At 70.3% G+C, this 24,774-nt stretch carries 27 protein-coding genes; 16 read left to right on the top strand and 11 right to left on the bottom strand.

Translation table 11 applies throughout. The features are described 5' to 3' along the window. Positions 1–2 precede the first annotated feature (2 nt). From FDZ84_RS07710 to FDZ84_RS07695, 4 genes are all read right to left on the bottom strand, one after another. Complete coding sequence (locus tag FDZ84_RS07710) at positions 3–1,667, bottom strand: phospho-sugar mutase (protein ID WP_246868867.1); 1,665 nt, start codon at positions 1,665–1,667, stop codon at positions 3–5. 154 nt (positions 1,668–1,821) lie between these two features. Further along, positions 1,822–2,631, bottom strand: coding sequence for a purine-nucleoside phosphorylase (locus tag FDZ84_RS07705; RefSeq protein ID WP_168585330.1), 810 nt, complete (start codon positions 2,629–2,631; stop codon positions 1,822–1,824). Positions 2,632–2,672: 41 nt separating this feature from the next. Beyond that, positions 2,673–2,852, bottom strand: coding sequence for a hypothetical protein (locus FDZ84_RS07700; protein ID WP_168584081.1), 180 nt, complete (start codon positions 2,850–2,852; stop codon positions 2,673–2,675). 37 nt (positions 2,853–2,889) lie between these two features. Continuing rightward, a complete protein-coding gene (locus tag FDZ84_RS07695; protein WP_168585329.1) occupies positions 2,890–4,581 on the bottom strand; it encodes a serine/threonine-protein kinase in 1,692 nt (563 codons plus the stop codon). A 445-nt stretch (positions 4,582–5,026) separates the two neighbouring features. Here FDZ84_RS07695 and mbhE point away from each other — a divergent pair, with 445 nt between their 5' ends. The 11 genes from mbhE (at position 5,027) to FDZ84_RS07635 (ending at position 15,791) form a co-directional block, all read left to right on the top strand. Beyond that, positions 5,027–7,405 (top strand): hydrogen gas-evolving membrane-bound hydrogenase subunit E, encoded by a 2,379-nt coding sequence (gene mbhE / locus FDZ84_RS07690; protein ID WP_168585328.1) that lies wholly within the window; start codon positions 5,027–5,029, stop codon positions 7,403–7,405. Continuing rightward, positions 7,402–7,947: an MnhB domain-containing protein gene (locus FDZ84_RS07685; RefSeq protein ID WP_168585327.1), complete on the top strand. Its 546-nt coding sequence runs from the start codon at positions 7,402–7,404 to the stop codon at positions 7,945–7,947. Before mbhE ends, FDZ84_RS07685 begins: the two co-directional genes overlap by 4 nt. Then, on the top strand, positions 7,944–8,360 hold the full coding sequence (locus FDZ84_RS07680) for a Na(+)/H(+) antiporter subunit C (RefSeq protein ID WP_168585326.1): 417 nt from the start codon (positions 7,944–7,946) through the stop codon (positions 8,358–8,360). Before FDZ84_RS07685 ends, FDZ84_RS07680 begins: the two co-directional genes overlap by 4 nt. After that, positions 8,357–9,892: a Na+/H+ antiporter subunit D gene (locus tag FDZ84_RS07675; RefSeq protein ID WP_168585325.1), complete on the top strand. Its 1,536-nt coding sequence runs from the start codon at positions 8,357–8,359 to the stop codon at positions 9,890–9,892. Before FDZ84_RS07680 ends, FDZ84_RS07675 begins: the two co-directional genes overlap by 4 nt. Further along, a complete protein-coding gene (locus tag FDZ84_RS07670; RefSeq protein WP_246868866.1) occupies positions 9,885–10,436 on the top strand; it encodes a Na+/H+ antiporter subunit E in 552 nt (183 codons plus the stop codon). The genes FDZ84_RS07675 and FDZ84_RS07670 overlap by 8 nt, the downstream gene beginning before the upstream one ends. Before the next feature lie 2 nt (positions 10,437–10,438). Further along, positions 10,439–10,705 carry a monovalent cation/H+ antiporter complex subunit F gene (locus FDZ84_RS07665; RefSeq protein WP_168585324.1) on the top strand — a complete coding sequence of 89 codons (267 nt, stop codon included), beginning with the start codon at positions 10,439–10,441 and terminating at the stop codon, positions 10,703–10,705. Then, complete coding sequence (gene mnhG, locus FDZ84_RS07660) at positions 10,702–11,049, top strand: monovalent cation/H(+) antiporter subunit G (protein ID WP_168585323.1); 348 nt, start codon at positions 10,702–10,704, stop codon at positions 11,047–11,049. The genes FDZ84_RS07665 and mnhG overlap by 4 nt, the downstream gene beginning before the upstream one ends. A gap of 156 nt (positions 11,050–11,205) precedes the next feature. Next, complete coding sequence (locus FDZ84_RS07655) at positions 11,206–11,484, top strand: hypothetical protein (RefSeq protein ID WP_168585322.1); 279 nt, start codon at positions 11,206–11,208, stop codon at positions 11,482–11,484. A gap of 485 nt (positions 11,485–11,969) precedes the next feature. Continuing rightward, positions 11,970–13,190: a M20 family metallopeptidase gene (locus tag FDZ84_RS07650; protein ID WP_168585321.1), complete on the top strand. Its 1,221-nt coding sequence runs from the start codon at positions 11,970–11,972 to the stop codon at positions 13,188–13,190. Between the two features lie 161 nt (positions 13,191–13,351). After that, positions 13,352–14,605, top strand: coding sequence for an amidohydrolase (locus tag FDZ84_RS07645; RefSeq protein WP_168589882.1), 1,254 nt, complete (start codon positions 13,352–13,354; stop codon positions 14,603–14,605). Between the two features lie 523 nt (positions 14,606–15,128). Next, on the top strand, positions 15,129–15,791 hold the full coding sequence (locus FDZ84_RS07635) for a hypothetical protein (protein WP_246868865.1): 663 nt from the start codon (positions 15,129–15,131) through the stop codon (positions 15,789–15,791). A 41-nt stretch (positions 15,792–15,832) separates the two neighbouring features. On the opposite strand, the gene FDZ84_RS07630 is transcribed toward FDZ84_RS07635, so the two are convergent. Continuing rightward, positions 15,833–16,036 (bottom strand): hypothetical protein, encoded by a 204-nt coding sequence (locus tag FDZ84_RS07630; RefSeq protein WP_168585320.1) that lies wholly within the window; start codon positions 16,034–16,036, stop codon positions 15,833–15,835. 334 nt (positions 16,037–16,370) lie between these two features. On the opposite strand from FDZ84_RS07630, the gene FDZ84_RS07625 reads away from it, so the two are divergent. Together FDZ84_RS07625 and FDZ84_RS07620 are read left to right on the top strand one after the other, a co-directional pair. Then, positions 16,371–17,138 (top strand): HAD family hydrolase, encoded by a 768-nt coding sequence (locus FDZ84_RS07625; RefSeq protein WP_246868864.1) that lies wholly within the window; start codon positions 16,371–16,373, stop codon positions 17,136–17,138. 29 nt (positions 17,139–17,167) lie between these two features. Further along, positions 17,168–18,610, top strand: coding sequence for an FGGY-family carbohydrate kinase (locus tag FDZ84_RS07620; RefSeq protein ID WP_168589879.1), 1,443 nt, complete (start codon positions 17,168–17,170; stop codon positions 18,608–18,610). On the opposite strand, the gene FDZ84_RS07615 is transcribed toward FDZ84_RS07620, so the two are convergent. The 6 genes from FDZ84_RS07615 to FDZ84_RS07595 form a co-directional block, all read right to left on the bottom strand. Further along, a complete protein-coding gene (locus tag FDZ84_RS07615) occupies positions 18,611–18,895 on the bottom strand; it encodes a nuclear transport factor 2 family protein (RefSeq protein WP_246868863.1) in 285 nt (94 codons plus the stop codon). Positions 18,896–19,117: 222 nt separating this feature from the next. Continuing rightward, complete coding sequence (locus tag FDZ84_RS07610) at positions 19,118–19,282, bottom strand: hypothetical protein (protein ID WP_168585319.1); 165 nt, start codon at positions 19,280–19,282, stop codon at positions 19,118–19,120. Between the two features lie 41 nt (positions 19,283–19,323). Then, the gene (locus FDZ84_RS38650; protein ID WP_246868862.1) at positions 19,324–19,569 is read right to left on the bottom strand and encodes a WYL domain-containing protein; all 246 of its coding nucleotides are present in this window, start codon (positions 19,567–19,569) and stop codon (positions 19,324–19,326) included. Between the two features lie 36 nt (positions 19,570–19,605). Then, positions 19,606–19,788, bottom strand: coding sequence for a hypothetical protein (locus tag FDZ84_RS38645; RefSeq protein ID WP_246868861.1), 183 nt, complete (start codon positions 19,786–19,788; stop codon positions 19,606–19,608). A gap of 8 nt (positions 19,789–19,796) precedes the next feature. After that, complete coding sequence (locus FDZ84_RS07600) at positions 19,797–20,585, bottom strand: DeoR/GlpR family DNA-binding transcription regulator (protein ID WP_246868860.1); 789 nt, start codon at positions 20,583–20,585, stop codon at positions 19,797–19,799. 81 nt (positions 20,586–20,666) lie between these two features. After that, positions 20,667–21,119 carry a gamma-glutamylcyclotransferase gene (locus FDZ84_RS07595; RefSeq protein WP_010315748.1) on the bottom strand — a complete coding sequence of 151 codons (453 nt, stop codon included), beginning with the start codon at positions 21,117–21,119 and terminating at the stop codon, positions 20,667–20,669. A gap of 223 nt (positions 21,120–21,342) precedes the next feature. Between FDZ84_RS07595 and FDZ84_RS07590 the strand changes: the two genes are divergently transcribed. The 3 genes from FDZ84_RS07590 to FDZ84_RS07580 all read left to right on the top strand — a co-directional run bounded on the left by FDZ84_RS07590 (position 21,343) and on the right by FDZ84_RS07580 (position 24,682). Next, positions 21,343–22,746 (top strand): NAD(P)H-quinone dehydrogenase, encoded by a 1,404-nt coding sequence (locus tag FDZ84_RS07590; protein WP_168585318.1) that lies wholly within the window; start codon positions 21,343–21,345, stop codon positions 22,744–22,746. 268 nt (positions 22,747–23,014) lie between these two features. After that, positions 23,015–23,413 (top strand): thiol-disulfide oxidoreductase DCC family protein, encoded by a 399-nt coding sequence (locus FDZ84_RS07585; protein WP_168585317.1) that lies wholly within the window; start codon positions 23,015–23,017, stop codon positions 23,411–23,413. A 240-nt stretch (positions 23,414–23,653) separates the two neighbouring features. Next, positions 23,654–24,682: a tetratricopeptide repeat protein gene (locus FDZ84_RS07580; RefSeq protein ID WP_168585316.1), complete on the top strand. Its 1,029-nt coding sequence runs from the start codon at positions 23,654–23,656 to the stop codon at positions 24,680–24,682. The last annotated feature ends 92 nt before the right edge of the window (positions 24,683–24,774 follow it).

The raw sequence follows: 24,774 nt of genomic DNA, 5'->3' as shown, positions 1-24,774 counted from the left end.
CGTCAGTCCCCCCGCACCAGATCGGAAACCGCCTGCTTCAGCGCGTCCAGCCGGTCCGCGGCCCGCTGTTTCGCCGCCGCCAGCGGGAGTTCGCCGACGTGCTCGACTACCTGCAGGTAGCACTTGAGCTTGGGTTCGGTCCCGGACGGGCGGATGACGACGCGCAGCCCACCCGTCCCGGTGATCACCAGGGCATCGGTTCCTGGCAACAGGTCGTCCACGTCCACAGTGGTCTCCGCGAGCTTGGTCGGCGGCTGTTCGCGGAGCCGCTGCATGATTCGCGGAATTGCGCTCAGATCCGTGACCCGCACCGAAACCTGGCCGGTCTGGTGCACACCGTGCTTCGCGGAAAGCGCATCGAGCAGCTCCGGAACGCTGCGCCCGGATGCTTTCGCAGTGGCGGCCAGGTCGCTTGCCAGGACGGCGGTGGAGATGCCGTCCTTGTCACGCACCGCGTCCGGATCGACGCAATGCCCGAGCGCTTCCTCGTAGGCGTAGACCAGTCCGGTTCCGGCGCCGTCACCGGCCCGCACCAACCACTTGAACCCGGTCAGCGTCTCGTCGTAGCGGACGCCGAACTCGGCGGCGATCGAGCGCAGCATGGTCGCCGAAACGATCGTGGTCGCCACCAACGGGTCTGGATCCCTGTCGGAGTCCAGTGTGGACAGAATCTGCTGGGCGAGCAGGACGCCGGTTTCGTCGCCGCGCAGCATCCGCCAGGCGCCGTCCTCCTCGACACCGAGCGCGCACCGGTCGGCGTCTGGGTCCAGCGCGATCGCCAGGTCCGCGCCGACCTCGGCGGCCAGTTCCAGCAGCGCGTCGGTCGCCCCCGGTTCCTCCGGGTTCGGGAAGCCGACGGTGGGGAAGTCCGGGTCCGGTTTCGCTTGGGACGCAACGAGGCGCACGTCGTCGAATCCCACGCGATGCAATGCCTGCAGCAGCGTCTGCGCGCCGACGCCGTGCAATGCGGTCGCCACGATCCGGAGCCTGCGGGCGTTGCCGCGCGGCAGCGTCGACACCCGTGCCAGGTAGTCGTCGAGTGCGGACCCGCAGATCGACCAGCTTTCCTCGCGCGGCACCGCGTTCGCCGCCGGAGTCGCGGCGATCGCCGCCTCGATCTCGGTGTCGGTCGGGCTCACCAGGTGAATGCCGCCCTGCAAGTACAGCTTGTAGCCGTTGTCGTGCGGCGGATTGTGCGATGCGGTGATCTGGATGCCCGCGACCGCGTGCAGCGCGCGGGCGGCGTAGGCCAGCACCGGCGTCGGCAGCGGTTCGGGCAGCATCCGCACGTCGAAACCGGCGGCGGCCAGCACACCCGCGGCGTCAGCGGCGAAGTCCTCCGAGCCGTGCCGCGCGTCGCGACCGACCACCACGACACCGCCGGCGTGACCGTGCTTGGTCAACCAGGCCGCCAGGCCCGCAGTCGTGCGCACGACCACGGCGCGGTTCATGCCGTTCGCACCCGCGCGCACCGCCGCGCGCAGGCCTGCGGTGCCGAACTGAGGCATGCCGGACATCCGGTCCGCGAGCTGCGGGGCGTCGGCGTCGAGCAACTGCTGCAACTCGGCCTGCGTTCGCGCGTCGATGTCGTCGGCGATCCAGCGCCGAGCGGCCTCGCGCACCTGCGCATCCAGCGTCACGCCGCCTCCAGAGCTCCGTTGCATCATGAATGGTTCCGTCAGTGATTCTGGGCGCTGCGGTGCCGGCTCGTAAGCCGGTTTCGGTCCTTGAATCCGCGTATTGGTCATGCACGAATCGGTGATCCGGAGTCCGGACGGCGTCTGAGGTACCGCCACCCGGGACGATCCCGGAAAGCTGCCCCTACGCGGCTTCCAGCAGGGAGCGCAGGAGCTTGCCCATCCGGCTGGCCGAAGCCTGGCCCGCGTCCAGGACTTCCTGGTGGTTCAACGGTTGCCCGGACAGCCCGGCAGCCAGGTTCGTCACCAGCGATAGCCCGAACACCTCGGCGCCTTCGGCGCGGGCCGCGATGGCCTCCAGCACCGTGGACATACCCACCAGGTCGACGCCGAGCCCGCGCAGCATCCGGATCTCCGCCGGCGTCTCGAAGTGCGGGCCGGGCAGCCCGGCGTAGACGCCCTCCTCCAGCGAGGAGTCGATGCCGCGGGCCAGTTCCCGCAGCCGCGGCGAGTAAAGGTCGGTGAGGTCCACGAAGTTCGCGCCGACCAGCGGCGACCGGGCGGTCATGTTGACGTGGTCGCTGATCAGCACCGGCTGACCGACCTGCATGCCCTCGCGCAGCCCGCCGGCGGCGTTGGTGAGCACCACGGTCCGGCACCCGGCGGCGACCGCGGTCCGCACGCCGTGCACCACCGGCTCGATGCCCTTGCCCTCGTAAAGGTGCGTCCGCCCGAGCGTGACCAGCACCCGCTTGTTGCCTACCGGCACGGACCAGATCTTGCCGCTGTGCCCGATCGCGCCAGGCGCGGCGAAGCCCGGCAGGTCGGACATGCTCAGCTCGGTGGCCGGCCGGCCGATCTCCTCGGCGGCAGGCTGCCAACCGGAACCGAGCACCACGACGATGTCGTGACGGTCGATGCCGGTGATCTCGGCGAGCTTGGCGGCGGCCGCGCTAGCGGCGGCGGACGGGTCAGAAGTCGTCGTAGGCGTCACGGGCGCGCAGCTTAGTCCGTGCCGAGCCGCTCGGCGGCGTTTCAGCCCGCGGGGAGCGAGTCGAGCATGCCGCTGGCCTCGGCGAAGGCGAAGTGGTCCACGTAGTCGCGGGATTCGACGATCTGGCCGTCCCGCACCCGGAGCACGAACACGCAGGGCACGGCGAACTCGCGAGGACCCTGCGGATCGTGTTCGGTGGCCTGGACGTCCGATGAGGACATTCCCGCAGCTCACGGCAGATGGGCTGCGGGAACATCCTCATGGACCGATGTGCAGGGTCGGCTGGATCTGGTTGAGGATCGGTTCGCTGGTCCGCGCCTGGCGGCTCGGTACCGTGACCCGCACGATCCAGAGGTCGTTGCCGTGGCGGATCAACTCCGCGGTGGTGCCGAGCTGCCGCCCCTCGGTGGGAGAGCCGATCAGCGACTTCTCGGTCGTCCGGTACCTCAGGCGCTGCTGGTCTTGGCCGGTGGGAACGGCGGACTCCACGGCGACTCCCGACGGGCCCGAGGCGGAGTTCTGCAGCGCTGCCTCGTAGTCCGACATCTCCTTGCCGGAGCGGAAGAAACCGCCGTAGCGCTGCACGGCGATCTCCGTGGTGCCGTCCGGGGACACGAACGACACCACCGCGCTGTTGGCGAAGTCGTTGCGCTCGCTGTGGAACAGCCGCCAGCCCGGATCGCCCGGGGCCTTGATGCTGAACTCCTCGGCGTTCGGGGCGGCCGTGTGTTTCGCGATGTCGTGGTGCGTGATCAGGTACAACTGACCGGGCTTGACCAGCGGCGGCGCCGAATCCGGCAGCACCGACGCGCCCGCGGCCAGCCGGGTCGCGGCGAAACCCCCGGCCAGTGCGGCGGCGAAGAGCACGACCGCGACGACGCCGAGCGCGAGCACCGCCCACGGCGACCTGCGGCGCGCCTGCGGCGGCGGATCCTTCAACGCGAACGGCGGCAGGCCGGGATCCTGGGCCAGCGGCACCGAGCCAGGTCCGATCGAGGGCTGCTGCATCGGCGGAGGCGACGACGACACCAGCTGCCGCACCTTCACCGTCGGCGCATCCGGGTCCAGCAGCATCGCGAACGGGCGGTTCCCGGGCTCGGGCAGCAGGTGCTGGATCCGGCGGCGCGCTTCGGTCAACGGCATTCGCTGCGTCGGGTCCTTGACCATCAGGCCCCGGACGATGTCGCCGATCGGGCCTGGCCGGGTGACGACCGGCACGGGACCACGCACCACCTCGGTCACGGTGGCCAGCGGATCGTCCTGCACGTCGTAGGGCGTGTGCCCCTCGGCCGCGGCGAACATCGTCGCGCCAAACCCCCAGAGGTCGGCGGCGGCGGTGACGGCCTCGCCCGCGGCGACCTCCGGCGCGATGAACGCCGGGGTCCCGAGCAGGATGCCGGTGCTGGTGATGGTGTGCTCGGCGATGTTGCGGGAGATCCCGAAGTCGCTGACCTTGATCCGGCCGTCGTCGCCGATCAGCACGTTGCCGGGTTTGACGTCGCGGTGCACGATGCCCGCCCGGTGCGCGGCTTCCAGCCCGGAGGCGACGCCGTCGGCGATCATCGCCAGCTGGTGGTCGTCGAGCGCGCCGTGCTTACCGAGGATCGCGGCGAGGCTCTGCGACGGCACCAGCTCCATGACGACGAACGGTTCGCCGTCCTCGCGGGCGACGTCGTAGAGCGTCACGACGTTGGGGTGCGACAGGACGGCGATGGCGCGGGCTTCCCGGAGCGCCCGCTCGCGCAGCTCAGCGGCCTCCTCGTCCGGCATCCCCGGCGGGAGCTTGACCTCCTTGATCGCCACTTGGCGGCGCAGCAGCTCGTCCGTGCCGGACCACACGGTGCCCATCGCACCGCCGCCGAGCTTGCTGTCCAAGCGGTACCGGTCCGCGATCAGCCGGCCGGCGCCGGCCAGGGTGTCGGGCTCGTAGCTATCCGTGGGCACGGCCATATTTTCCATGGTCGGCAGGATGGGCGAGGCGGAACCGGCAAGGATCGTTGCTCAGCTGGGACGATTACCCGACACCCCGAGACGATCACCTAGCGTGGCGGTATCGGCGTTACGAAAAGTGAACAATCCCACGCCGACGGTCGCGGGGACGCCTCCCCGGATGTCGCCAAGGTCATTTCGTCGCAACGAAAAAAGGCCTCCGAGCGGCCAATACGCCGCCGGTGGCGGATTGGCTCGGACTGGGGCGTTTCGGATAAGTTGGGCTCCGATCGGACCTCGCTGTGCATCGGTGGCCCGAGCCTTCCTCAAGCCGATATTCGCAGCGTTTGCACGCCGCCGACATCATTCGTCGCGGTGCGTCTGCGGTGGCGTTGGCAAACAATCCCGGTGGCCGGGTGTCGGCGGGTCCGGGTGACCACGACCAATCGGCGTCGAGGAGGTGCCTTTGCTCGCGTTCGTCATCGTGCACCTGCTGGTGGCTCTCGCGCTCCCGTTTCTCGCCCGGCGCAGCACCCGTGCCGCGTTCCTGACCGCGGCCGTCCCGCCGGCGGCGGCGCTGGTGTGGGTGCTGGCGCAGGCGCAACCGGTGCTGGCCGAGCAGGTGATCACCGAGACGGTCGCGTGGGCGCCGCTGATCGGACTTGAGTTCAGCTTCCGGCTGGACCCGCTCGCGCTGCTGATGACCGTGTTGGTGGCCGGCATCGGCGCGCTGGTGCTGATCTACTCCGACTCGTACTTCAGCCGCGGCGGCGGTGCCGCGAGGCGTTCCGCGCCGCTGCTGCTGGCCTTCGCGGGCGCGATGCTCGGGCTGGTCTTCGCCGACGACCTGATCACCGTCTACGTCTTCTGGGAACTGACCACGATCTGCTCGTTCCTGCTGGTCGGGCAGGCCGGGATCAGCCGCGAGTCGCGGCGGTCGGCGCTGCAGGCGCTAATGATCACCAGCCTGGGCGGGCTGGTGATGCTGCTCGGTTTCGTGGTGCTCGGCGAGTCCGCGGGCACCTACCGGATCTCCGAGCTGATCGCGAAGCCGCCCGGCGGCACCTCGGTCGCGGTGGCCGCGGTGCTGATCCTGGTCGGCGCGTTCACCAAGTCCGCGCAGCTGCCGTTCCACAACTGGCTGCCCGCCGCGATGGTGGCGCCGACGCCCATCAGCGCGTACCTGCACGCCGCATCGATGGTCAAGGCCGGTGTGTTCCTGGTGGCCCGGCTGGGGCCGGTGTTCGCCGGCATGCCGCAGTGGTGGTTGCCGACCGTGGTGTTCGGCCTGGCCACCATGCTGCTGGGCGGCTGGCGGGCGCTGCACGAGTACGACCTGAAGAAGCTGCTCGCCTACGGCACGGTCAGCCAGCTCGGCTTCCTGATGGTGCTGCTCGGTACCGGTACCTACACGGCGGCGGTCGCCGGGACCACGATGTTGTTGGCGCACGGCCTGTTCAAGGCCACGTTGTTCCTGGTCGTCGGCATCATCGACCACCAGGCGGGCACCCGCGACATCCGGGAGCTGTCCGGGCTGGGCCGCCGGATGCCGTGGCTGGCGGGGATCGCGACCCTGGGCGCGGCGTCGATGGCCGGGCTGCCGCCGATGCTCGGTTTCGTCGGCAAGGAAGCGGCGTTCAGCGCTTTCCTCGGTGGCTCCCAGCCGGAACTGCTGGTGGACGTGGTGCTGGTGGTCGGCTCGATGCTGACCGTCGCCTACAGCCTCCGGCTGCTGTGGGGCGCCTTCGCGGCGAAGCGGGACATCGCGCCGACCGAAGCGAAGCCGGCCGGCTTCGAAGCCCTGGTGCCCGCCGGGTTGCCCGCGCTCGCAGGCGTTGTCCTGGGCATCGGGTTCCCGATCGCCGACCGCCTCGCGAGCGCTTACGCCAGCGCCTTCCCGCCCGGCGACAACCCTTACCACCTGGGACTTTGGCACGGATTGACGCTGCCGCTGCTGCTGTCGGCGATCGCGGTCACCGGCGGTGTCGTGCTGCACCTGGGGCGGGTGCGCCTGACCGCGCTGCGCAACGACCTGCCGCGCCTGCTGGACGCGCAGCGCGGGTACGAGCGGATCATGGCTCTGCTGGAGCGGATCGCGGTCGGGGTCACCGGTCGCCTGCAGGTCGGTTCGCTGCCGACCTACCTCGGCATCATCCTGCTGACCGTGCTGGCGATCCCCGGCTCGGCGCTGTTGATGCGTGCCAGCGTGCCGGCGGACCTGCGCCTCTACGACAACCTCCTGCAGATCCCGTTGGGGATCGTGGTGGTCGTGGCGGCGATCGCGGTGCTGCGCTCGCGCCGCCGGTTGACCGGGGTGCTGCTGGTCGGCGTCGTCGGCTACGGCATCGGTGGGCTGTTCATCGTGGACGGTGGCCCGGACCTCGCGCTGGCGCAGTTCCTGGTCGAGACGTTGACGCTGGTGGCGTTCGTGTTCGTGCTGCGCCGGCTGCCGGTTCGCTTCACCCAGTCCGAAACGCGGACCACGCGGGCGCTGCGGGTGCCCAAGGCGATCATTGCCGGCGCGGCCGGAGTGTTCATCTCGCTGGCCGCGGTCGTCTTCGGCGCGGCCCGGCAGGCGCCGTCGGAGGCCAGCGCCGAGTTCATCGCCAACGCCGAGAAGGGCGCCGGCGCGACCAACGTGGTTAACGCGATCATCGTCGACTTCCGCGCCTTCGACACCGTCGGCGAGATCTCGGTGCTCGCCGTCGCGGCGACCGGCGTCGCCAGCCTGATCCTGGCGTCCCGGCACGAACGGCGGAAACGCAGCACCCGCGTGGCACCGGCGACGCGGGTCAAGATCCCGGCCCTTGCCGAGCAGCAGCAGCAGGAGGAGGTGCGCGAATGACATCACCGACGAAGCCCAAACCCGCCTGGACGAGCTGGGACGCCCCGAGCGAACGCTGGCTGCTGTCCGGCTTCCCCCGCGAAGGGACGCAGCGCACCGTGCTGCTGGAGCTGGCCTCCCGGATCGTGTTCCCGACGGTGCTGGTGCTGTCGATCTACCTGCTGTTCGCCGGGCACGACCGGGCCGGCGGCGGATTCAGCGGCGGCCTGGTCGCCGGGCAGGCGTTCGTGCTGCGGTACCTGGCCGGCGGCCGGATGGACGACAGCGCCGTCGTCTCGATGCGCCCGCCGGTGCTCATCGGCCTCGGCCTGACCATCGCGACCGGCTCCGCGTTCCTGCCGCTGTTCTTCGGCGGGCAGATCCTGGAGACCGCGATCTACAAGTTCACCGTGCCGCTGCTCGGTGAGATCAAGTTCGTCTCCAGCGTGTTGCTTGACAGCGGGGTCTACCTGCTGATCGTCGGCGTCGTGCTGGACCTGCTGCGCACCCTGGGCTCGGGCATCGAAGCCGACGTCGAAGCGGCGGCCAGGGGGCAGCGATGACGGTCAACCTGACGATGGCGGTCGTGCTCGCCGTGCTGTACTCGGTCGGCTTCTATCTGCTGATGCAGCGCTCGCTGATGCGGATCCTGCTGGGCATCGTGATCCTCGGCCACGGCTCCAACCTGCTGCTGCAGACCGCCGGCGGTCCGCCCGCCGGCGCCGCGATGATCGGCACCACCCCGCCGAACGAGATGGCCGACCCGCTGCCGCAGGCCATGGCGCTCACCGCGATCGTGATCACCTTCGCGCTGACCACCTTCCTGCTGGCGCTGGCGTACCGGTCGTGGACGCTGCTCGGCCACGACGAGGTCCGCGACGACGTGGAGGACCGGCGCATCCAGCGGATGGAGCGCCGCCTCGCCGAGTCCGAGGACGACAGCACCGAAGAACTGGCGAAGGAGGCCACGCAGTGACAGTCCTGGTGGCCTTGCCCGTGTTGTTGCCGTTGGCCGCTGCTGGACTGTCGTTGGCGCTGGGTCGGTTCGCCGACCTGCAGCGCGCACTCGGGCTCCTGGTGCTCGGCGGGATCATCGTCGACGCGGCCGTACTGCTCTACGTCGCGGACCGCTACGGCCCGGTGGTGCTGCAGATGGGCGCGTGGCCCGCGCCGTTCGGCATCACCCTCGTCGCCGACCGGCTTTCGGCGCTGCTGCTGGTCGTTTCGTCGGTGGTGACCTTCGCGGTGCTGATCTACTCGATCGGCCAGCGCATCACCGACTACGGTCGCCAGCGCTCCAGCACCACGTTCCACCCGATGTACCTGATGCTGTGCGCGGGCGTGTCGCTGGCGTACCTCACCGGCGACCTGTTCAACCTGTTCGTCGCGTTCGAGATCATGCTGAGTTCGTCGTACGTGCTGATCACCCGGCGCACCACGGCCACCCGGATCCGGGCGGGCATGACCTACACGATCGTCAGCCTGGCCTCGTCGCTGCTGTTCATCACGATGATCGCGCTGGTGTACGCGTCCACGGGCACGGTCAACCTGGCCGACCTGGGCGAGAAGGTGCGGCAACTGCCGGACGGGCTGCAGGTCGCGCTCGCGCTGCTGGTGGTTATCGTCTTCGGGGTGAAGGCGGCGATGGTGCCGCTGCACTTCTGGCTGCCGGACAGCTACCCGACCGCGCCCGCGCCGGTCACCGCGGTCTTCGCCGGACTGCTGACCAAGGTCGGCATCTACGCGCTGATCCGCACCCAGACGCTGGTCTTCAGCCATTCCGAGAGCTGGAACCTGATGCTGGGCATCGCGCTGATCACCATGATCGTCGGCGCGCTGGGTGCGCTGGCGCAGAACGACCTCAACAGGCTGCTGTCGTTCCTGCTGGTCAGCCACATCGGGTACATGCTGTTCGGGCTCGGCGTATACGACGTGGTGGGGCTGACCGGCGTGATCCTCTACGTGGTGCACCACATCACCGTGCAGGCCACGTTGTTCCTGGTCAGCGGTTTGATCACGCGGCACACCGGCACCGTGGCGCTGACCCGGATGGGTGGGCTGGCGAAGGCCGCGCCGCTGATCGCGGTGTTGTTCGCGCTGCCTGCGCTGAGCCTGGCCGGGGTACCGCCGTTCTCCGGCTTCGTCGCCAAGCTGGCGCTGCTGCAGGCCGGTGCCGGCGCGGGCACCTGGACGGCCTACGCGGTGACCGGCGGGGCAGTGCTGACCAGCCTGCTCACCCTGTACGCGATGGCGCGGGTGTGGACCCGGGCGTTCTGGGGCCAGGTCAAGGCGCCGGAGCCGGACCCCGATCCCACCGACGAGCTTGTCGTCGGCACTGCCACGTCGAACCGGCCGATGGTCGTCGCGAGCGGGGTGCTGGTGGCGGCGAGCGTGGTGATCGCCGTGGTGGCGGGTCCGCTGGCCGACGTCAGCGGGCGGGCGGCGACCGACCTGATGCACGGCGAGACCTATCGGACGGCGGTGCTGGGAGGTGTCGCCAGTGAGTGAGCAGGCGATCGGCCGCCGGCGGCGGCTGGTGCAACGGCTACCGCTGGTGGCCTGGCTGACCCTGGTCTGGGTGATGCTGTGGGGCACCTTCGACCTCGGCACGCTGTTCTTCGGCCTGGTGGTGGCGCTGCTGGTGTCCACCGTGTTCCCGCTGCCGCCGATCAGCACCAACATCAAGGTGCGGCCGCTGCGGCTGTTGCAACTGGTCGGCTACCTGGCTTGGGACCTGGTGAGCTCCACGGCGCGAGTGTCGTGGCAGGCGCTGCGCCACGGGCCGAACGCGAAGTCGGGCATCGTCGCGGTGACGCTGCGGACCGACTCCGACCACATCACCGCGATGGTCGCCAACGCGGTTTCGCTGGCGCCCGGCCAGTTCGTCCTGCAGATCGACCGGGTCAACCGGATCTGCTACGTCTACGCGCTCGGCATGCGGGTCGAGGACGTCGAATCGGTGCGGCGCGACGTGCTGGCGCTGGAGCGGCGGGTGGTGCAGGCGGTCGGCTCGGCGAACGAGCTGGCGCTGGTTAGCGGACAGGAGGGGTGAGCATGGCCTGGGTCTTCGCGATCACCGTCGGCCTGCTATGCGTGGCCGGCCTGCTGGTGGTCGTCCGGTTGCTGCTCGGCCGCACCACCCTGGACCGGATCGTGGCGGTCGACGTGTTCGTCACGCTGACCGTCGCGGGGACCTGCGTCGGTATGGGCTGGCTGGGCGACGGCTCGAACATCGCGTTGCTAGCCGCCTTCGCGCTGCTGGCCTTCATCGGTTCGGTCAGCGCGGCGCGGTTGATCGAGAAGAAGGAGCCGTACCGATGAGCTGGTTGGACGTGTTCTCCGCGGTGTGCCTGATCGGCGGCGCGCTGTCCTGCCTGTTCGGCGCGATCGGGGTGTTGAGCTTCCCGGACGTGACGGCCCGGCTGCAGGCGGCGACCAAGCCGCAGACCCTCGGGCTGATCCTGATCCTGATCGGCACCGCGGTGCAGCTCGACTTCATCTACGCCTCGGGGCTGATCCTTGTCGGCCTGTTCCAGATGCTCACCGCGCCGGTGCTGGCGCAGCTCGTCGGCCGGGCGGCGTACCGCGCAGACAGCATCGACCGGGAAACCCTGGTGGTGGACGAGCTCGGCGACCGCATCGAGCGGGAGCGGCGGGTTCGCTGACCCGGGTGGTACGCAGGCGTGTCGCGCTGCGCCAATCCGGCACAATTCGCGCGGGACTGGTCACTCTCGGACTCGAATATGATCAAATAGACCTGCATGGGTGACCGCCTGACTGTGTGGTCAACGGACGCGGCGTTAGAAGGGTGTGGAGCCATAATGTGGCGGACCGGCCGCGTGCTCGCTGGCCTTGCGATCACGTTGTTCCTCTTGTTCGCACCGCCCGCGTTGGCGGAGGGCGGAGCCGCGCCCACCGAAGCGCCGGTGGTCGTGCTCGCCCAGGAACCGGGCCCGCCGCCCGCTCCATCCGCCCAGCCGCCGACCGACGAGCGGCAGCGCCTCGCCATCGGCGTCACCGGCGTCGTGTTGATCGCGCTCGTGCTGTTATCCCGCAAGCTGAGGAAGAAGTCTGTCTTCTTCGTCAAGTGGAAGAAGTAGCAGAAGGCGATAAAAACCGGCGGGGTGGTCGGTTCTTTGCGGGATTATCGTGCCAATTCTCGCCATGGACTAGACCTAGCGCCGAACCTGTGGGATTTTCACAACTGGCCGCGTGCGCGGACCCGGCCCCGCCAGGGGTAACGGCGGCTCCAGTGCACCAGCCAAGGGGTATCTAGCCCCCCACCGACGTGGGCCGGCACCGGGAAGCCCCCCGACCGGTGCCGGCCCACACCTTTCCTGGAGATCGCGCGAGTACGGTCGCTCGGCGTGACCTCGGACACTGCCCAGACCGCGGGACCCGCCTCGGCAGCCGGCCCGGGTTGTTGCCGGCGCATTCGATTAACAATATGTAAATATCGCCGGGACTCGAATTCTTCGGTACTGCCGAATCGGCGCCACCCGTTCGTCGCAGTGTGGGTACCGGTGGGCTCCCGGCCGCGCATCGAGCCCGCGCCCCGGATCCGGATGATGCAGGATGGGCGCAAATGAGAACCACCCCGCTCCCGCGCCCCGATGCCGAACGTTCCGCCGCAGCGCACGCCCACTGCCGCGCCTCGGTGCAGCGCCACGAAGCGGAGCTGGTCGAGCTCTCCCGCAGCATCCACGCCGAGCCCGAGCTCGCGTTCGCCGAACACCGCAGCGCCGCCAAGGTCGCCGACCTGCTCGCCCGGCACGGCTTCACCGTCCGAACCCCGGTCGCCGGCCTGGACACCGCACTCGTCGCCGAGGCGGGCAGCGGCGAGCTGGTCGTCGGCATCTGCGCTGAGTACGACGCGCTGCCCGAGGTCGGGCACGCCTGCGGGCACAACGTCATCGCCGCCGCCGGAGTCGGAGCCGCGCTCGCGCTGGCAGAGATCGCCGATGACCTGGGCGTCACGGTGCGGCTGATCGGGACCCCGGCGGAGGAGACCGGCGGCGGCAAGGTGCTGATGCTGGAACGCGGCGTCTTCGACGACGTCGCCCTGGCGATGATGGTGCACCCGGGTCCGGAAGAGGTCTGCCGCCCGGCCGCGCTGGCCATCACCGACCTGGAGGTCCGATACACCGGGCGCGAGGCGCACGCCGCGGCGGCCCCGGAACTCGGCCGCAACGCGGCCGACGCGCTGACGGTCGCGCAGGTCGCCATCGGCCTGTTGCGGCAGCACCTGGAGCCGAGGCAGATGGTGCACGGTATCGTTACAGCAGGTGGCGCGGCACCGAACATCGTTCCCGCGCACACTGCGGCGGTTTACAACCTGCGTGCTGCCGAAGCGCGCTCCCTGCAGCGCCTGGAGAACCGCATTCGGGCCTGCTTCGAGGCGGGTGCGACGGCGACCGGATGTGAGCACGAAGTCGTGCAGATCTCCCCGGTCTACGCGGAGCTGAGCCCCGATGGATGGCTGTCGGAGGCGTACCGCCGCGCGATCACCGAGCTCGGGCGCGAACCGCTCGACCGGGGCGAAGAGCAGGGCCGGGTAATCGGCAGCACCGACATGGGCAACGTGACCCAGGCCTTGCCCGCGATCCATCCGATGATCGCGGTGGACTGCGGCGACGCGGTCAACCACCAGGCGGAATTCGCCGCAGCCTGCGCGACCCCGGCCGCGGATCGAGCGGTGCTCGACGGGGCAGTGGCGATGGCCTGGACCGCGGTGGCCGCCGCATTGGACGGCGCGCAACGAGATCGCCTGCTGGCGGCCGTGCGCGACCGGTCCGGTCGGAGTTAGTCGGAAGAGTTCTGCGCGTCGGGAGGCGTGGCGTGACCGTGGTGGATTCTCGTGGCCCGGAGCCGGGCCAGTCCCGGAACGGTGGTTCTGCGGTGGAAGAGGTGGATTGGGATGCGGCGGAGCGCTCCGCCGTCGCCCGGGGCACCCTCGTCGCGGCGGGTGTGGACGGGCCGAGTGCGCCCATCAGCAGCACCATGTCCAGGGTGGAATCCGCCGTGGACGACCTCGGTGCTGGTCGTGGACCGTCCTGGCTGGATGCCTGGCTGGACGAGAACGCGCACCGTGTGGTGGCCTGGCGACGGCACATCCACTCCTATCCGGAGCTTTCCCGCGCCGAGCACGAGACCACCGCGTTCCTCGCGGAGCGGCTCACCCGGGCCGGCCTGCGCCCCCGGATCCTCCCGGTGGGAACCGGCCTGGTCTGCGACATCGGCGGCGAGACCAGGCCCGGTCAGCGCACTGTGGCGCTGCGGGCCGACATCGACGCGCTGCCGCTGACCGAAGCCATCGGACTGCCGTACGCATCCACAGTGGACGGTGTTGCGCACGCCTGCGGGCACGACGCGCACACGACGGTCGTGCTCGGTGCCGCGCTGGCGCTGGCCGTCGCGCCGAACCTGCCCGGCCGGGTGCGGGTGATCTTCCAGCCAGCCGAAGAAGTGATGCCCGGCGGCGCCCTCGACGTGCTGGCCGCCGGCGCACTCGACGGAGTGGACCGGATCTTCGGGTTGCACTGCGACCCGCGGCTGCTGGTGGGCCAGGTCGGAACACGGGTCGGGGCCATCACGTCGGCGAGCGACTTGCTGGAACTCCGGCTGACCTCGCCCGGCGGGCACACCTCGCGCCCGCACCTGACCGCGGACCTGGTGCACGGGCTGGGCACCGTCATCACGGGCCTGCCGACGTTGCTGTCGCGCCGGGTCGATCCGCGCACCGGGACCGTCCTGACCTGGGGCGCGGTGCACGCGGGGGAGGCGCCGAACGCCATCCCGCAGGACGGCGTGCTCACCGGAACGCTGCGGACGGGCGACCGCGACACCTGGGCGAAGCTGGAGCCGCTGGTGCACGAACTCGTGCACAGCCTGCTGGCACCCCTCGGCGTCGGGTTCGACCTGCAGCATCGGCGCGGGGTGCCGCCGGTGGTCAACGAAGCGGAGAGCACCGAGGTGTTCCGGGCCGGGATCGCGGCGGGGCTCGGCGAAGACGCCCTGGCCAGCACGCCGCAGTCGTCCGGCGGCGAGGACTTCGGCTGGTACCTGGAGCACGTGCCGGGCTCGTTCGCCCGGCTGGGCGTGCACTCCGGGGTCGGTCGGGTCAAGGACCTGCACCAGCCGACGTTCGCGCTGGACGAGCGAGCGCTGTTCGTGGGCATCAGGGCGATGGTGAACACCGCCCTGACCAGCCTGGAACGCTGACCGCCACGGCCTCCCGCGTCCCACCGGGAGGCCGTGCTCGTCGGCCGCCCGGCGACGCTGTTCACCGCCGCGTTTGACCAGGCGAAGGGCCCGCCGGTACCTACGTGGCGATGGAGTCCTTCGAGGGTTCTTTTCTTTGCAAGGCCGCGAGGACGCAAGGCCGCGAGGGCGCGGGGGCGCGGGGCCGCAAGGCCGCGAGGGCGCGGGGGCGCGGGGCGCGGGGCCGCGGGGCGCGGGGGCGCGGGGCCGCGGGGCGCGAGGGCGCGTTCAACTTTGCCCACTCGGCGACCACTTCCCGCAGCGACCGCAGCAACGTGTTCTTCACCATCGTGCCGTTGCGCGGGCCGGTATCACCGGCGGCGGCGGATTGGCCGTCGACGCCGACGGCACGCACCGGGTTTGGTTCGAGTACGAGCTCGGGGCCGCTTCGCCGGAGTCCTGATGATCCCGGCCGATTCCACCTGATTGAGGTGTATCCGGTCGCTGCTGTATCTGTTCGCGGGGTTCCCGCCTCTTTAAAGGCATGACCGCGAACATCATCTCCCCCGAAGTGCGGCCGCCGGAGGCCGCCGAACACGACGGCCCGGGCAGCTGGCCTTCGCTGCACGGTGCCATGACCCGCCGCGACGCGGAGCAGGTGCTCGGCTGCGCCGAGCTCGCGGCCGGTCTCGACGAAGGGGACTGGGTGGAGCCCTGGTACGGGGTGGTCATCCCGGCCGCCCTAGTCCACGACCAGCTGACCCGCGCAGCTGCCGCGCTGCTGCGCGCCGGGCCGCACGCCGTGCTGTCCGGCGCGACTGCGGCGGCGATGCACGGCTGCGATTCGGCAGCCGGCGGTGTTGTGCACGTGACCATCCCCTACGACCGCGAACTCCGCTCCCAGCCGGATCTCGTCATCCACCAGGCATGGGTCCGGGAGTGCGACGTCGTCGAGCTCGACGGACTGCGCACCCAGGCGTTGGACGTCGCCATCTGCGAGCTGCTGTGCACCGGCGAGCAGCGCCCAGCGCTGGATTGCCTTGAACAGGCGCTAGCCCAGCTGGGCGACACCGCCGAGCGCTTTCGGGCCCTCGTCGCCGAACGGCTCGCTCGGCGCAGAGATCGCCGGGGCACCCGGCAGGCCGCCGCCTTGCTCCAGCTCGCCTGGTCGAGGCCGCGCGGCGAGTTGGTCGGAGGTGCGCGATGAGCCCCCGGACGTCAACTCGCGCGCCGGAACCGACCGGCCGCCTAGGCGGCCTCGCGCACCCCGGCGAACCGCGCGTAGGCGTCGTCGTAAAGCGCGCGGTTGGCCTCGCCTGGGTGCAACGGATCGGATGTCCCGACCAGGTCGCGGGCCACCTCGCTGATGCCGCGCCCCGCCAGCAGCGCTTGCGCGGTCCCGGCCGCGCCCCGGCCCCCGGCCTGTTCATCGGTGGTGCGGACGACCGGCAACCGTTCCTAGGGTGAGTGGCCATTATTGGTCGCGTCGTCCGAAGCCGGACTCATCCGGTGATCTCCCGAACGGTCGTGGGGATCTGCTGGTGTCGCCCGGGGGCCCGTGGCGGAAGAACACCCGTGAGCGTTTTTGGGTGCCGTAACACCCAAAAACACTCACGGCGTCCTACTTACCGAAACGCTCCTCGAGATCCGCATAACCGCGAACACCCCCCCCGCCAGGCCGGAGGTGTCGACCCCGGTCGGACGGCACTCGGTCGACTCGGTCGACTCGACCCGTAAATATCACAGCTTCGAGTGTTAAAAATTTCAAGATTGATGTTATTTTGCGATGGGACGTGACACCAAGGTCCCCGTTGCGGACCACGACCGGGAAGGACGCGACGTGCCGCATCAACCCCGTTCCGAATCGGGAGCCGACCGCATTGACCTCGTGCTGATCGACGTCGGCGGCCCCATCTACGACGACAAGGCCTACCGCGACGCGTTGCTGCGTGCCGCGCGCGAACTGGCAGCCGAAGACGGCCGGAGCATCGAGGAAGCCGAGTTCCAGCAGGTCTACGACGAGCGCCGCCAAACCCAGGGCGGGTCCCTGCGCACCGCGGTCGCCGAGCGGTTCCTCACCGCGCAGGACCGGCAGCGGCTGTCCGACCGCGCCGAGCGCTACTGGGAGTACCCGCCATCGGCGTTGCACCCCGACGTGCTCCCGACGCTGCGGCAGCTCGCCGGGCGCTACAAAATCGCGGTCGTGGCCAACCAGCGGGCGGTCGTCGTGGACGCGTTGCGCCGGGATGGCGTGGCCGACTTCATCGACATCTGGGCGGTTTCGGAGGTCGTCGGCGCGGAGAAGCCGGACCCGCGGATCTTCCAGCACGCCCTGCGGGAAGCCGGCGTCGAGCCGAAGCACGCGGCGCACGTCGGCAACCGCCTCGACACGGACGTGCGCGGCGCGCACCGCGTCGGGCTGCGCACGGTGTGGGTGTTGCGCGGCGAAGCTCCGCCGAAACCGACGCCGGAGCAGTTCGCCGAACCCGATGTGGCGGTGTACTCGCTGGCCGAACTGCCCGATGCCTTGGAGAGGTTGCAGGAGGCCCGATGAGCGAACAGCTTTCGACGGGAGGCTCGCCTATGACCGAACTAGTCGCGGGTGTCGACGTCGCGACCGCCAACGTCCGGGTGCAGGTCCACGATCCGGCGGGCGGGGTGGTCGCCTCGGCGTCCCGGCCACTGCCGCAGCCGGTGCGGTCGCGCGGTGGACGCTCCGAACAGGACGCGACCACTTGGTGGCCCGCGGTCCGCGACTGCCTCGCCGAATGCACGACGGCATTGGGACCGCGCAGCACCGAGATCCGCTCGCTTGCGATCTCGGCGACCTCGGGCACGGTCGTCCCAGTCGATGGCGACGGCGAACCGCTCACCGCTGCGCTGATGTACGACGACCGGCGCGCCGAAGCGGAAGCGCGGATCGCCGCCGAGGTCGGCGCGGACCGCTGGCGGCGCACCGGGATCACCCCGTCGGCGGGCTCCGGGCTGGCCCGGATCGGCTGGCTGGCGCGGCACCTCCCGGACGGCACAGCGCTGGTTTGCCACCCCCCGGACCTCATCGCCTGGAAGCTGGTCGGGCACCCCGTCGCCACCGACTCCAGCCACGCATTGAAGAGCGGCTACGACGCCGTGGCAGGCGAGTGGGAGACCGAGGTCTTCGAGGCATTGGGCGTGCCGGACCGCCTGCTGCCGGAGGTCGTGCGCCCGACGGCGGTGCTTGGCGCCGTCGACGCGAGGGGAGCGGCGCAGACCGGCCTGCCGGTCGGCTGCGAGGTGCGCGCCGGGATGACCGACGGCTGCGCGGGTCAGCTGGCTTGCGGAGCAGTCGACGTCGGGCATTTCGTGACGGTCCTCGGGACAACCTTGGTGCTGAAGGGAGTTGCCGAGGAACTCGTGCACGACCCGGCTGGTGCGGTGTACAGCCACCTGCACCCGGACGGGATGTGGCTGCCCGGCGGCGCGGCGAACATCGGCGGCTCCGCGCTGTCCGATGTGGACACCGCTGAGCTGCCGAGCCTGGACGCGGCGGCGACCGAGCGGGGACCGGCCAGCGTGGTCAACTACCCGCTGCGCGGCGAGGGGGAGCGGTTCCCGTTCGTCGCCGAGCACGCCACTCGGTTCGTGCTGGGCGCGCCGGAGGATCGGATCGACGAGTACCGCTCCCGCCTCGAAGGCGTCGCCTTCTGCGAGCGGCTCGCGCTGGAGCGGCTGGCCCAGCTCGGTGCCCCGGCGGAAGGCGCCGTGCGCACCGCAGGCGGCGGCGCCCGCAGCATTGCCTGGTGCCGGATCCGGGCGTCGGTCCTGGACGCCCCGGTGCTGCGCGTCCGAGGCGCGGGAACCGCGCTGGGTGCGGCGCTGCTGGCGGCCAGCGGTTCGGTCTACCCGGACCTGAGCACGGCGGCAGCCGCGATGGTGCCCGGGGGCGAACTCGTCGAGCCGGTGCCGGCGGAGGTGTCCCAACTGGACGACAGCTACCGGCGCTTCCTCGACGAGCTCCGCACCCGGGGCTGGATCTCCGCGACCTGATCAGGATTCGGCGAGGGCTTCGGCGGCGGTGAGGCTGTCCTTGTAGACGGCGTAACGCGTGATCAGGCCGTCCTCGACGGTCAGGTGCAGCGCGCGGAATGCGGTGTACGGCCTGCCGGTGGCCTTCAACGTTTGGCGGATGTCACCGAGCACGACCGCCTCTTTGCCGTCCACGAGGATCCGGGGCGTCGATCCGGCCGTCTCCCCGGGCACGCGGAACTCGGCGATCGTACGGAAGTGGTTGGCGATGTCGGCCCGGGTCGAGCGGGCCCGGCTCCAGGGCACCGCCGGATGACCGCAGGCCGGCAGCCCAGGACCCAGTCGACCTGCTCGGCGAACCGCTCGGCGATCCGTCCGGATCTCCTTCTCCGAGTCGACGCAGTAAATCCATTCGCAATGGCACGGGTTTTCGCGCTCCCGCGTGCGATCGACCCGGGGAACTGGTAATCGGACCGGATCCGCTCGTCCTCGTCGAGGACCGCGACGATGCGTGCGGTCCAGGCGATGTCACCACCGCTGGCCGGGGCCATGTGGGGCGGTGAAGGTGAGCATGTCGCGATGCCAGGTCGCGTCGTCAGCGGCCCTAAAGACGAACCTGCCGTCCCGCACGAACTCGTTGTGAGCTTCGGCGACTCGGGCTTCGATCGCGTCATGCCGCTGGTGCTCCGCCACCGTGCCAACGCTGACGCTGTCCTACCGCGATGTGGAACGCCTCAGCGTGGCTGGAGTTCCGCGGTACGGCGAGCCAGGTCGAACCCGGGCGGCCGGGTGAAGCGCTCGTCGAGGACGTGCATGCCGACGATCCGGGAGATGCGGTAGGTGCGGATCAGTTCGGCTGCACCGGCCGAGAGGTACCAGTGGCCCGCATTCAGGACCACCCGGTACGGCTGCACGGTTCGGGTCGTCTCCTGGGTTCGGCCCAGCGCAGCTGGCGAATCCGCACGGCGCAGTTGTTCCACACTGCGTCGGCAACCTCGGTCAGGTGCGGCGTGCGGTCAGGTGCGGCGTGCGGTCCGCGCCGTGGACCACGCCGGCGCGTCCAGGTGGAATCTTCCGGTGGTCCGATCGGCACGATCGCGCAGTTCTGCGGGCAAGGCGGCCGTGAGTTTGAGCTGGGCCGCGGTCGCGACGGCACCCAACCCGAGTTCGGCGGCGGCCGCAGGCAGCCGCCCGGCCACGCGGACGGTCAGCCTTCGGCGACCTCCAGCGCCACGCCCGCCGACCGCAGCTCGTCGAACAGCGGCTTTGGGGTTCCGGGATCGACCACGACGACGTCGAACTCGGTCAACGGCGCCAACTCGTGCACGGCGCGCCGGTCGAACTTGGAGTGATCCAGCAGCAGCACCCGCTTGCCAGTGGTCTCCATCAGTGCGCGCTTGACCTGGATCGTCTCCTGCGAGCGGTGCAGGCAGTGCCCCTCGACCACCGCGGTGGTCGACATGAACAGCACGTCGGAGCGCATCGTGCGGGCCATGCTGGCCGTGTGCAGGCCGAGGAACGCGTCGTAGGGCGGCTGGTAGTCGCCGCCGAGTCCGATCAGGTGCAGGCCGGGTTCGCCGCTGAGCAGGTTGATCACGGAGAGGAAGTTCGTCACGACGGTGAGCGGACCCAGCGGGGCAAGCCGTTCGGCGACCGCCAGCGCACTGGTGCTGTCGTCGAGCGCAACTACTTGACCAGGCGAAACGAGTCGCACCGCGTGCTTGGCGATGCGGGCCTTCTCGTCGGCCGCGTCGGCGATCCGGGCCCGCACCGAGGTCTCCAGCAGCGCGGTCGGCGTCGATGTCGCGCCGCCGCGCACCTTGCGCAGCCAACCTTGCTGTTCGAGGACGTCCAGGTCGCGGTGGATGGTCATCCCGCTGACGCCGTGCTTGGCGGCCAGCCCCTCGATTCGGACGAACCCGCTGGCCAGCACTTCCTGGCGGATTTGCTCACGCCGGTCCTGCTGGTTGACCGGCATGCCGCCGTTCTCGGCCACGGACACCCCTCACCGCACGTGTGCAACCGGAGTGATTATCACACGTGAGACGTGATATTCAGGGTGGACGTCACGCGGTGTTCACGGGCCGACGTTGTGGCACGGCCGTTTGCGCAGCTTCTCGACGTAGTCCTCGGGAGCCCCCGCCGCTTCGGCGGCATCGGCCATCACGCCGAGATAACGCGCCGACGGCAGCCCGCCCTCGTAGGCGTCCAGCACGTACAGCCAGGCCAGCACCGATCCGTCCAGCGTCTGCACCCGCAGCCGCAGCTTCTTGTGCATGCCGAGCTCGGCGCCCTCCCAGTTGTCGAGCTGCTGCTCGTCCTCCGGGCTGACGTCGTAGAGCACCGTGAAAACCTGGGAACCCGGCTGCTCGACGATCGTGGCGAGGGCCCCTTCCCAGCCGTAGTCCTCGCCGCCGAAGGTCAGCCGCCAGTCCACCAGCCAGCCCGTTCCCGCCATCGGGGAGTGCGGGGCGCGCTTCATCATCTGGGCCGGATCCATGTTGGACCCGTACGCGGCGTACAGAGGCACGCCCAACAGGGTAGCGATCGACAGCCCGTGCGGCGGAGCGGACTACGTCACGAATGTGGGTAACTGTGACGTCCGGGCCGATCACGTCTTCCCCGCGGGATGACCGCGGGTGGTCTGCGCCACGATGGTCAACTCGGGCGGTACCACCCGAAATGACTGAACTTGTCGCAGCGTACGGTGAGTTCGGCGCCCACAAGGCAGGCGGACCGAGGAGGAGCGCGAAGTGACCCGCATCGTGATCATGGGAGGCGGCCCCGCGGGCTACGAGGCGGCGCTGGTCGCGGCTTCGAACGGGGCGGATGTCACGCTGGTCGAGCCGGAGGGCCTCGGCGGGGCGTGCGTGCTCTACGACTGCGTGCCGTCGAAGACCTTCATCGCGTCCGCGGGCGCCCGCTCCGCGTTCCGGGACGCGCGTGATCTCGGCATCCGCACCAAGAGCGAGGACTCCGACGTCGACGTCGCGGTCGTGCACGGCCGGGTCAAGGGCCTGGCGCTCGCGCAGTCCGCCGACATCCGCTCCAGGGTCCGCCGCGAGGGCGTGAAGATCCTGCCCGGCCGCGCGCGGTTCACCAACCCGACCAAGGGCATGGCCGTCCACCACATCGGCGTCGACCTCGCCGACGGCGGCTTCGAGGAGTTGGCCGCGGACGTCGTCCTGATCGCCACCGGCGCCACGCCCCGCATCCTCCAGGGCGCCGAGCCCGACGGGGAGCGGATCCTGACCTGGCGGCAGCTCTACGACCTGCCCGAACTGCCTGAGCACCTGGCCGTGATCGGCTCCGGTGTGACCGGTGTGGAGTTCGCCTCCGCGTACACCGAGATGGGCGTCAAGGTCACCATGATCTCCAGCCGCGACCGGGTGCTGCCGCACGAGGACGCGGACGCCGCTGCGGTGCTGGAAGAGGTTTTCGCCGAGCGCGGCACCGAGGTCGTCAAGCACGCCCGGGCGGAGAAGGTGGAGCGCACCGACTCGGGGGTGCTGATCCACCTCGCAGACGGGCGGCAGGTCGAGGCCAGCCACGCGCTGATGACGGTCGGCTCGGTGCCGAACACCACCGACATCGGCCTGGAGCGGGTGGGCATCGAGCCCGACCGCGGCGGCTACATCCCCGTCGACCGGGTATCGCGGACCAACGTGCCCGGCGTCTACGCGGCAGGCGACTGCACCGGTCTGCTCCTGCTGGCATCGGTGGCGGGCATGCAGGGCCGCATCGCGATGTGGCACGCGCTCGGCGAAGGCGTCACGCCGATCAAGCTCAAGACCGTCGCGGCGAACGTCTTCACGCACCCGGAGATTGCCACGGTCGGGATCAGCCAGCAGGCGATCGACTGCGGAGACGTGCCCGCGCGGACCGTGATGATGCCGCTGGCCACCAACCCGCGGGCGAAGATGGAAGGCCTGCGGCGCGGTTTCCTGAAGGTCTTCTGCCGCCCGCAGACCGGCGTGGTCGTCGGTGGCGTCGTGGTGGCGCCGAACGCCAGCGAGCTGATCCTGCCGATCGCGCTCGCGGTGCAGAACCAGGTGACGGTGGACAACCTGGCGAACACGTTCTCGGTGTACCCGTCTCTGTCCGGCTCGCTGACCGAGGCCGGTCGCCTGCTGATGCGCCACGACGACCTGGACTGAGCGCCGACCGGTCGGCTGGGACTCCCCGGCCGACCGGGTTGATCCGCGGATTCGCGCTCCGGCGCCAGCGTCGCGCAGCGGAGCTCCGAAACCGCCCCCCCCGGGGGGTCAACTGCTCGACGTGACTTCCGCTTCACCTGGTGATCATCGCACGGATGCTGCTCGGCAACGCATACCCGCTGTGCCGAAACCGGCCTCGTTTGCGACCGTTGTTGGTGGGTGCACCCGCCGCACCTGGCGGGCCCGGTGGAAAGGGACACGCGAGGCCATGAGTGAGCTGCCGGTGTTGATCTACGACGGCGACTGCGGGTTCTGCACGCGTAGCGTGCGGCTCGCGGAGCGGTTGCCGGTCCGCATACGCATCCAGGCTTGGCAGGAGGCAGATCTCGCGGCGATGCGGACAACCGCGGACCGGGCCCGGCACGAGGTGCTGTGGGTGGCCACGTCCGGTCGGGTGTTCGGCGGCGCGGCCGCGGTCGCGGAGCTGCTCAAGGAGTGCCGCGCGCCGTGGCCGGTGCTCGGTTGGGGCATGTCCGCCCCGGTGCTGCGGCTGCTGGCCGATCGGGCGTATCGGTGGGTCGCGGCGAACCGCTTCCGGCTGCCCGGTGCCACCCCGGCCTGCCAGCTGCCACCCGCCGAACGTCCCGGCCATTCGGATCGTTCCTGACCGACGTCGATCTCGGCCAAAAGTACTAGGAGTGGTTGCTTCTTTCCTGGCCGATCGGTTGATCTGGGCTGCCAATTCGGCTGAGCCGCCGGACCCCCGCCGAGCCGTAACTTGGATGTCGTTCGGGGGTACGAAAAGGCTTGTGCCCTCCGCTCCAGGGGACCGGCGGAGGGCACGGCCGCAATCCAGACTTGGTGCGTCTTGAGCACCAGAGCGGCAGGAATGGCGAGGTGGCTTGAGATGTACGGGAAGGCGTTCGCACCGGAGTACCAAGGGCAGCTCCGGGACATGTCGGTCAACACGGCCTACGAGGACGTGCTGGCGGCGGCGTTGGAACGCGAGTCGCTGGCGGTGGACGAGGGCTCCGGGCTGGAGCTCGCGCAGGCGCGCCTGGCGGTTGCGGAGGCGTACCGGCGCCTCGGCCGGCTCGACGAGGCGGACGCGGCGTGGCGTGCGAGCTACCGGGCGGCCCGCGACGCGGGCGAGCAGGGCGCGATGGCGTGGGCGCTGTGGAGCGGCGGCACCCTGGCCCGGCAGCGCGGGCAGATGACCGCCGCGGTGCGCTGGCTCAGCTCCGCGCGGGACCTGGCCAAGAAGGCCGGTGAGCTGATCGCGTACGGCTATTCGGTCGCCGGAATCGCCGAAACGCTGCGGATCCGGGGGGATTACGAGGAGGCCCGCGTGCTCCACGAGGAGCTGCTGGCGGAGGCCCGTCGGCGGGGCGAGTGCCGGCACACGGTGTGGGCATTGGAAGGCCTGGCGCAGCTCGACCGCAACGCGGGCGATCTGGACTCCGCTTGGCGGCGGTTCGACGAGGCCGCCGAGATCGCCGAAGCGGGCGGGGATGAGCGGGGCCTCGCCTGGGCGTTGCGGGGGCTGGCGGACGTCATGTCGTTACGCGGGGAGCACGACGAGGCGCTGCGCCTGCTATCGCGGGCCGAGCAGATCTGCCGCCGGATGGACCTGACCAGCGCCCTGGCCTACAACCGCAAGATGCGCGGCAATGTCCTCTTCCGCGCGTGCTGGTACGGAGAGGCCGCACGCACCTACCGGGATGCGCAGAACATGTTCCGGTCCATCAACGAACCGCGCGGTGCCGCGCTTGCCGAGCTGGGCTTGTTGAAGAGCCTCGACAAGCTGGGCCGGCCACGACCGGTCACCGAAAGGGATCTGCGCGCCCTGCGGGACGCGTTGGACAGCCGGGAACTGCGGCACACCAGGCGAATGGTGGAGGAGGCGATCAGCGAAATGGCAGAGATCGCGGCCTGAGCGCTCCGCCTCGTGCGCGCGAAACACTGGTCTACGACTGGGTGTTCTCCGCTTCTGGCCGCGGGGTCTGGAACGGAAGCTGTGCCCCAATT

The sequence above is a fragment of the Saccharopolyspora sp. ASAGF58 genome, assembly GCF_012277335.1.
Classification (GTDB): domain Bacteria; phylum Actinomycetota; class Actinomycetes; order Mycobacteriales; family Pseudonocardiaceae; genus Saccharopolyspora; species Saccharopolyspora hattusasensis.
This window is presented reverse-complemented; position numbering and strand designations above follow the sequence as displayed.

Excerpts from the sequence above, each read along its gene's own strand:
- FDZ84_RS07700 (WP_168584081.1), bottom strand. The coding sequence starts at position 2,852 with ATGTCCTCATCGGACGTCCAGGCCACCGAACACGATCCGCAGGGTCCT.
- FDZ84_RS07695 (WP_168585329.1), bottom strand. The coding sequence starts at position 4,581 with ATGGCCGTGCCCACGGATAGCTACGAGCCCGACACCCTGGCCGGCGCC.
- FDZ84_RS07585 (WP_168585317.1), top strand. The coding sequence starts at position 23,015 with ATGAGTGAGCTGCCGGTGTTGATCTACGACGGCGACTGCGGGTTCTGC.
- FDZ84_RS07680 (WP_168585326.1), top strand. The coding sequence starts at position 7,944 with ATGACGGTCAACCTGACGATGGCGGTCGTGCTCGCCGTGCTGTACTCG.
- FDZ84_RS07650 (WP_168585321.1), top strand. The coding sequence starts at position 11,970 with ATGAGAACCACCCCGCTCCCGCGCCCCGATGCCGAACGTTCCGCCGCA.
- FDZ84_RS07620 (WP_168589879.1), top strand. The coding sequence starts at position 17,168 with ATGACCGAACTAGTCGCGGGTGTCGACGTCGCGACCGCCAACGTCCGG.
- FDZ84_RS07685 (WP_168585327.1), top strand. The coding sequence starts at position 7,402 with ATGACATCACCGACGAAGCCCAAACCCGCCTGGACGAGCTGGGACGCC.
- FDZ84_RS07665 (WP_168585324.1), top strand. The coding sequence starts at position 10,439 with ATGGCCTGGGTCTTCGCGATCACCGTCGGCCTGCTATGCGTGGCCGGC.
- FDZ84_RS07635 (WP_246868865.1), top strand. The coding sequence starts at position 15,129 with ATGACCGCGAACATCATCTCCCCCGAAGTGCGGCCGCCGGAGGCCGCC.
- FDZ84_RS07710 (WP_246868867.1), bottom strand. The coding sequence starts at position 1,667 with ATGATGCAACGGAGCTCTGGAGGCGGCGTGACGCTGGATGCGCAGGTG.
- mnhG (WP_168585323.1), top strand. The coding sequence starts at position 10,702 with ATGAGCTGGTTGGACGTGTTCTCCGCGGTGTGCCTGATCGGCGGCGCG.
- FDZ84_RS07655 (WP_168585322.1), top strand. The coding sequence starts at position 11,206 with ATGTGGCGGACCGGCCGCGTGCTCGCTGGCCTTGCGATCACGTTGTTC.
- FDZ84_RS07580 (WP_168585316.1), top strand. The coding sequence starts at position 23,654 with ATGTACGGGAAGGCGTTCGCACCGGAGTACCAAGGGCAGCTCCGGGAC.
- FDZ84_RS07625 (WP_246868864.1), top strand. The coding sequence starts at position 16,371 with ATGGGACGTGACACCAAGGTCCCCGTTGCGGACCACGACCGGGAAGGA.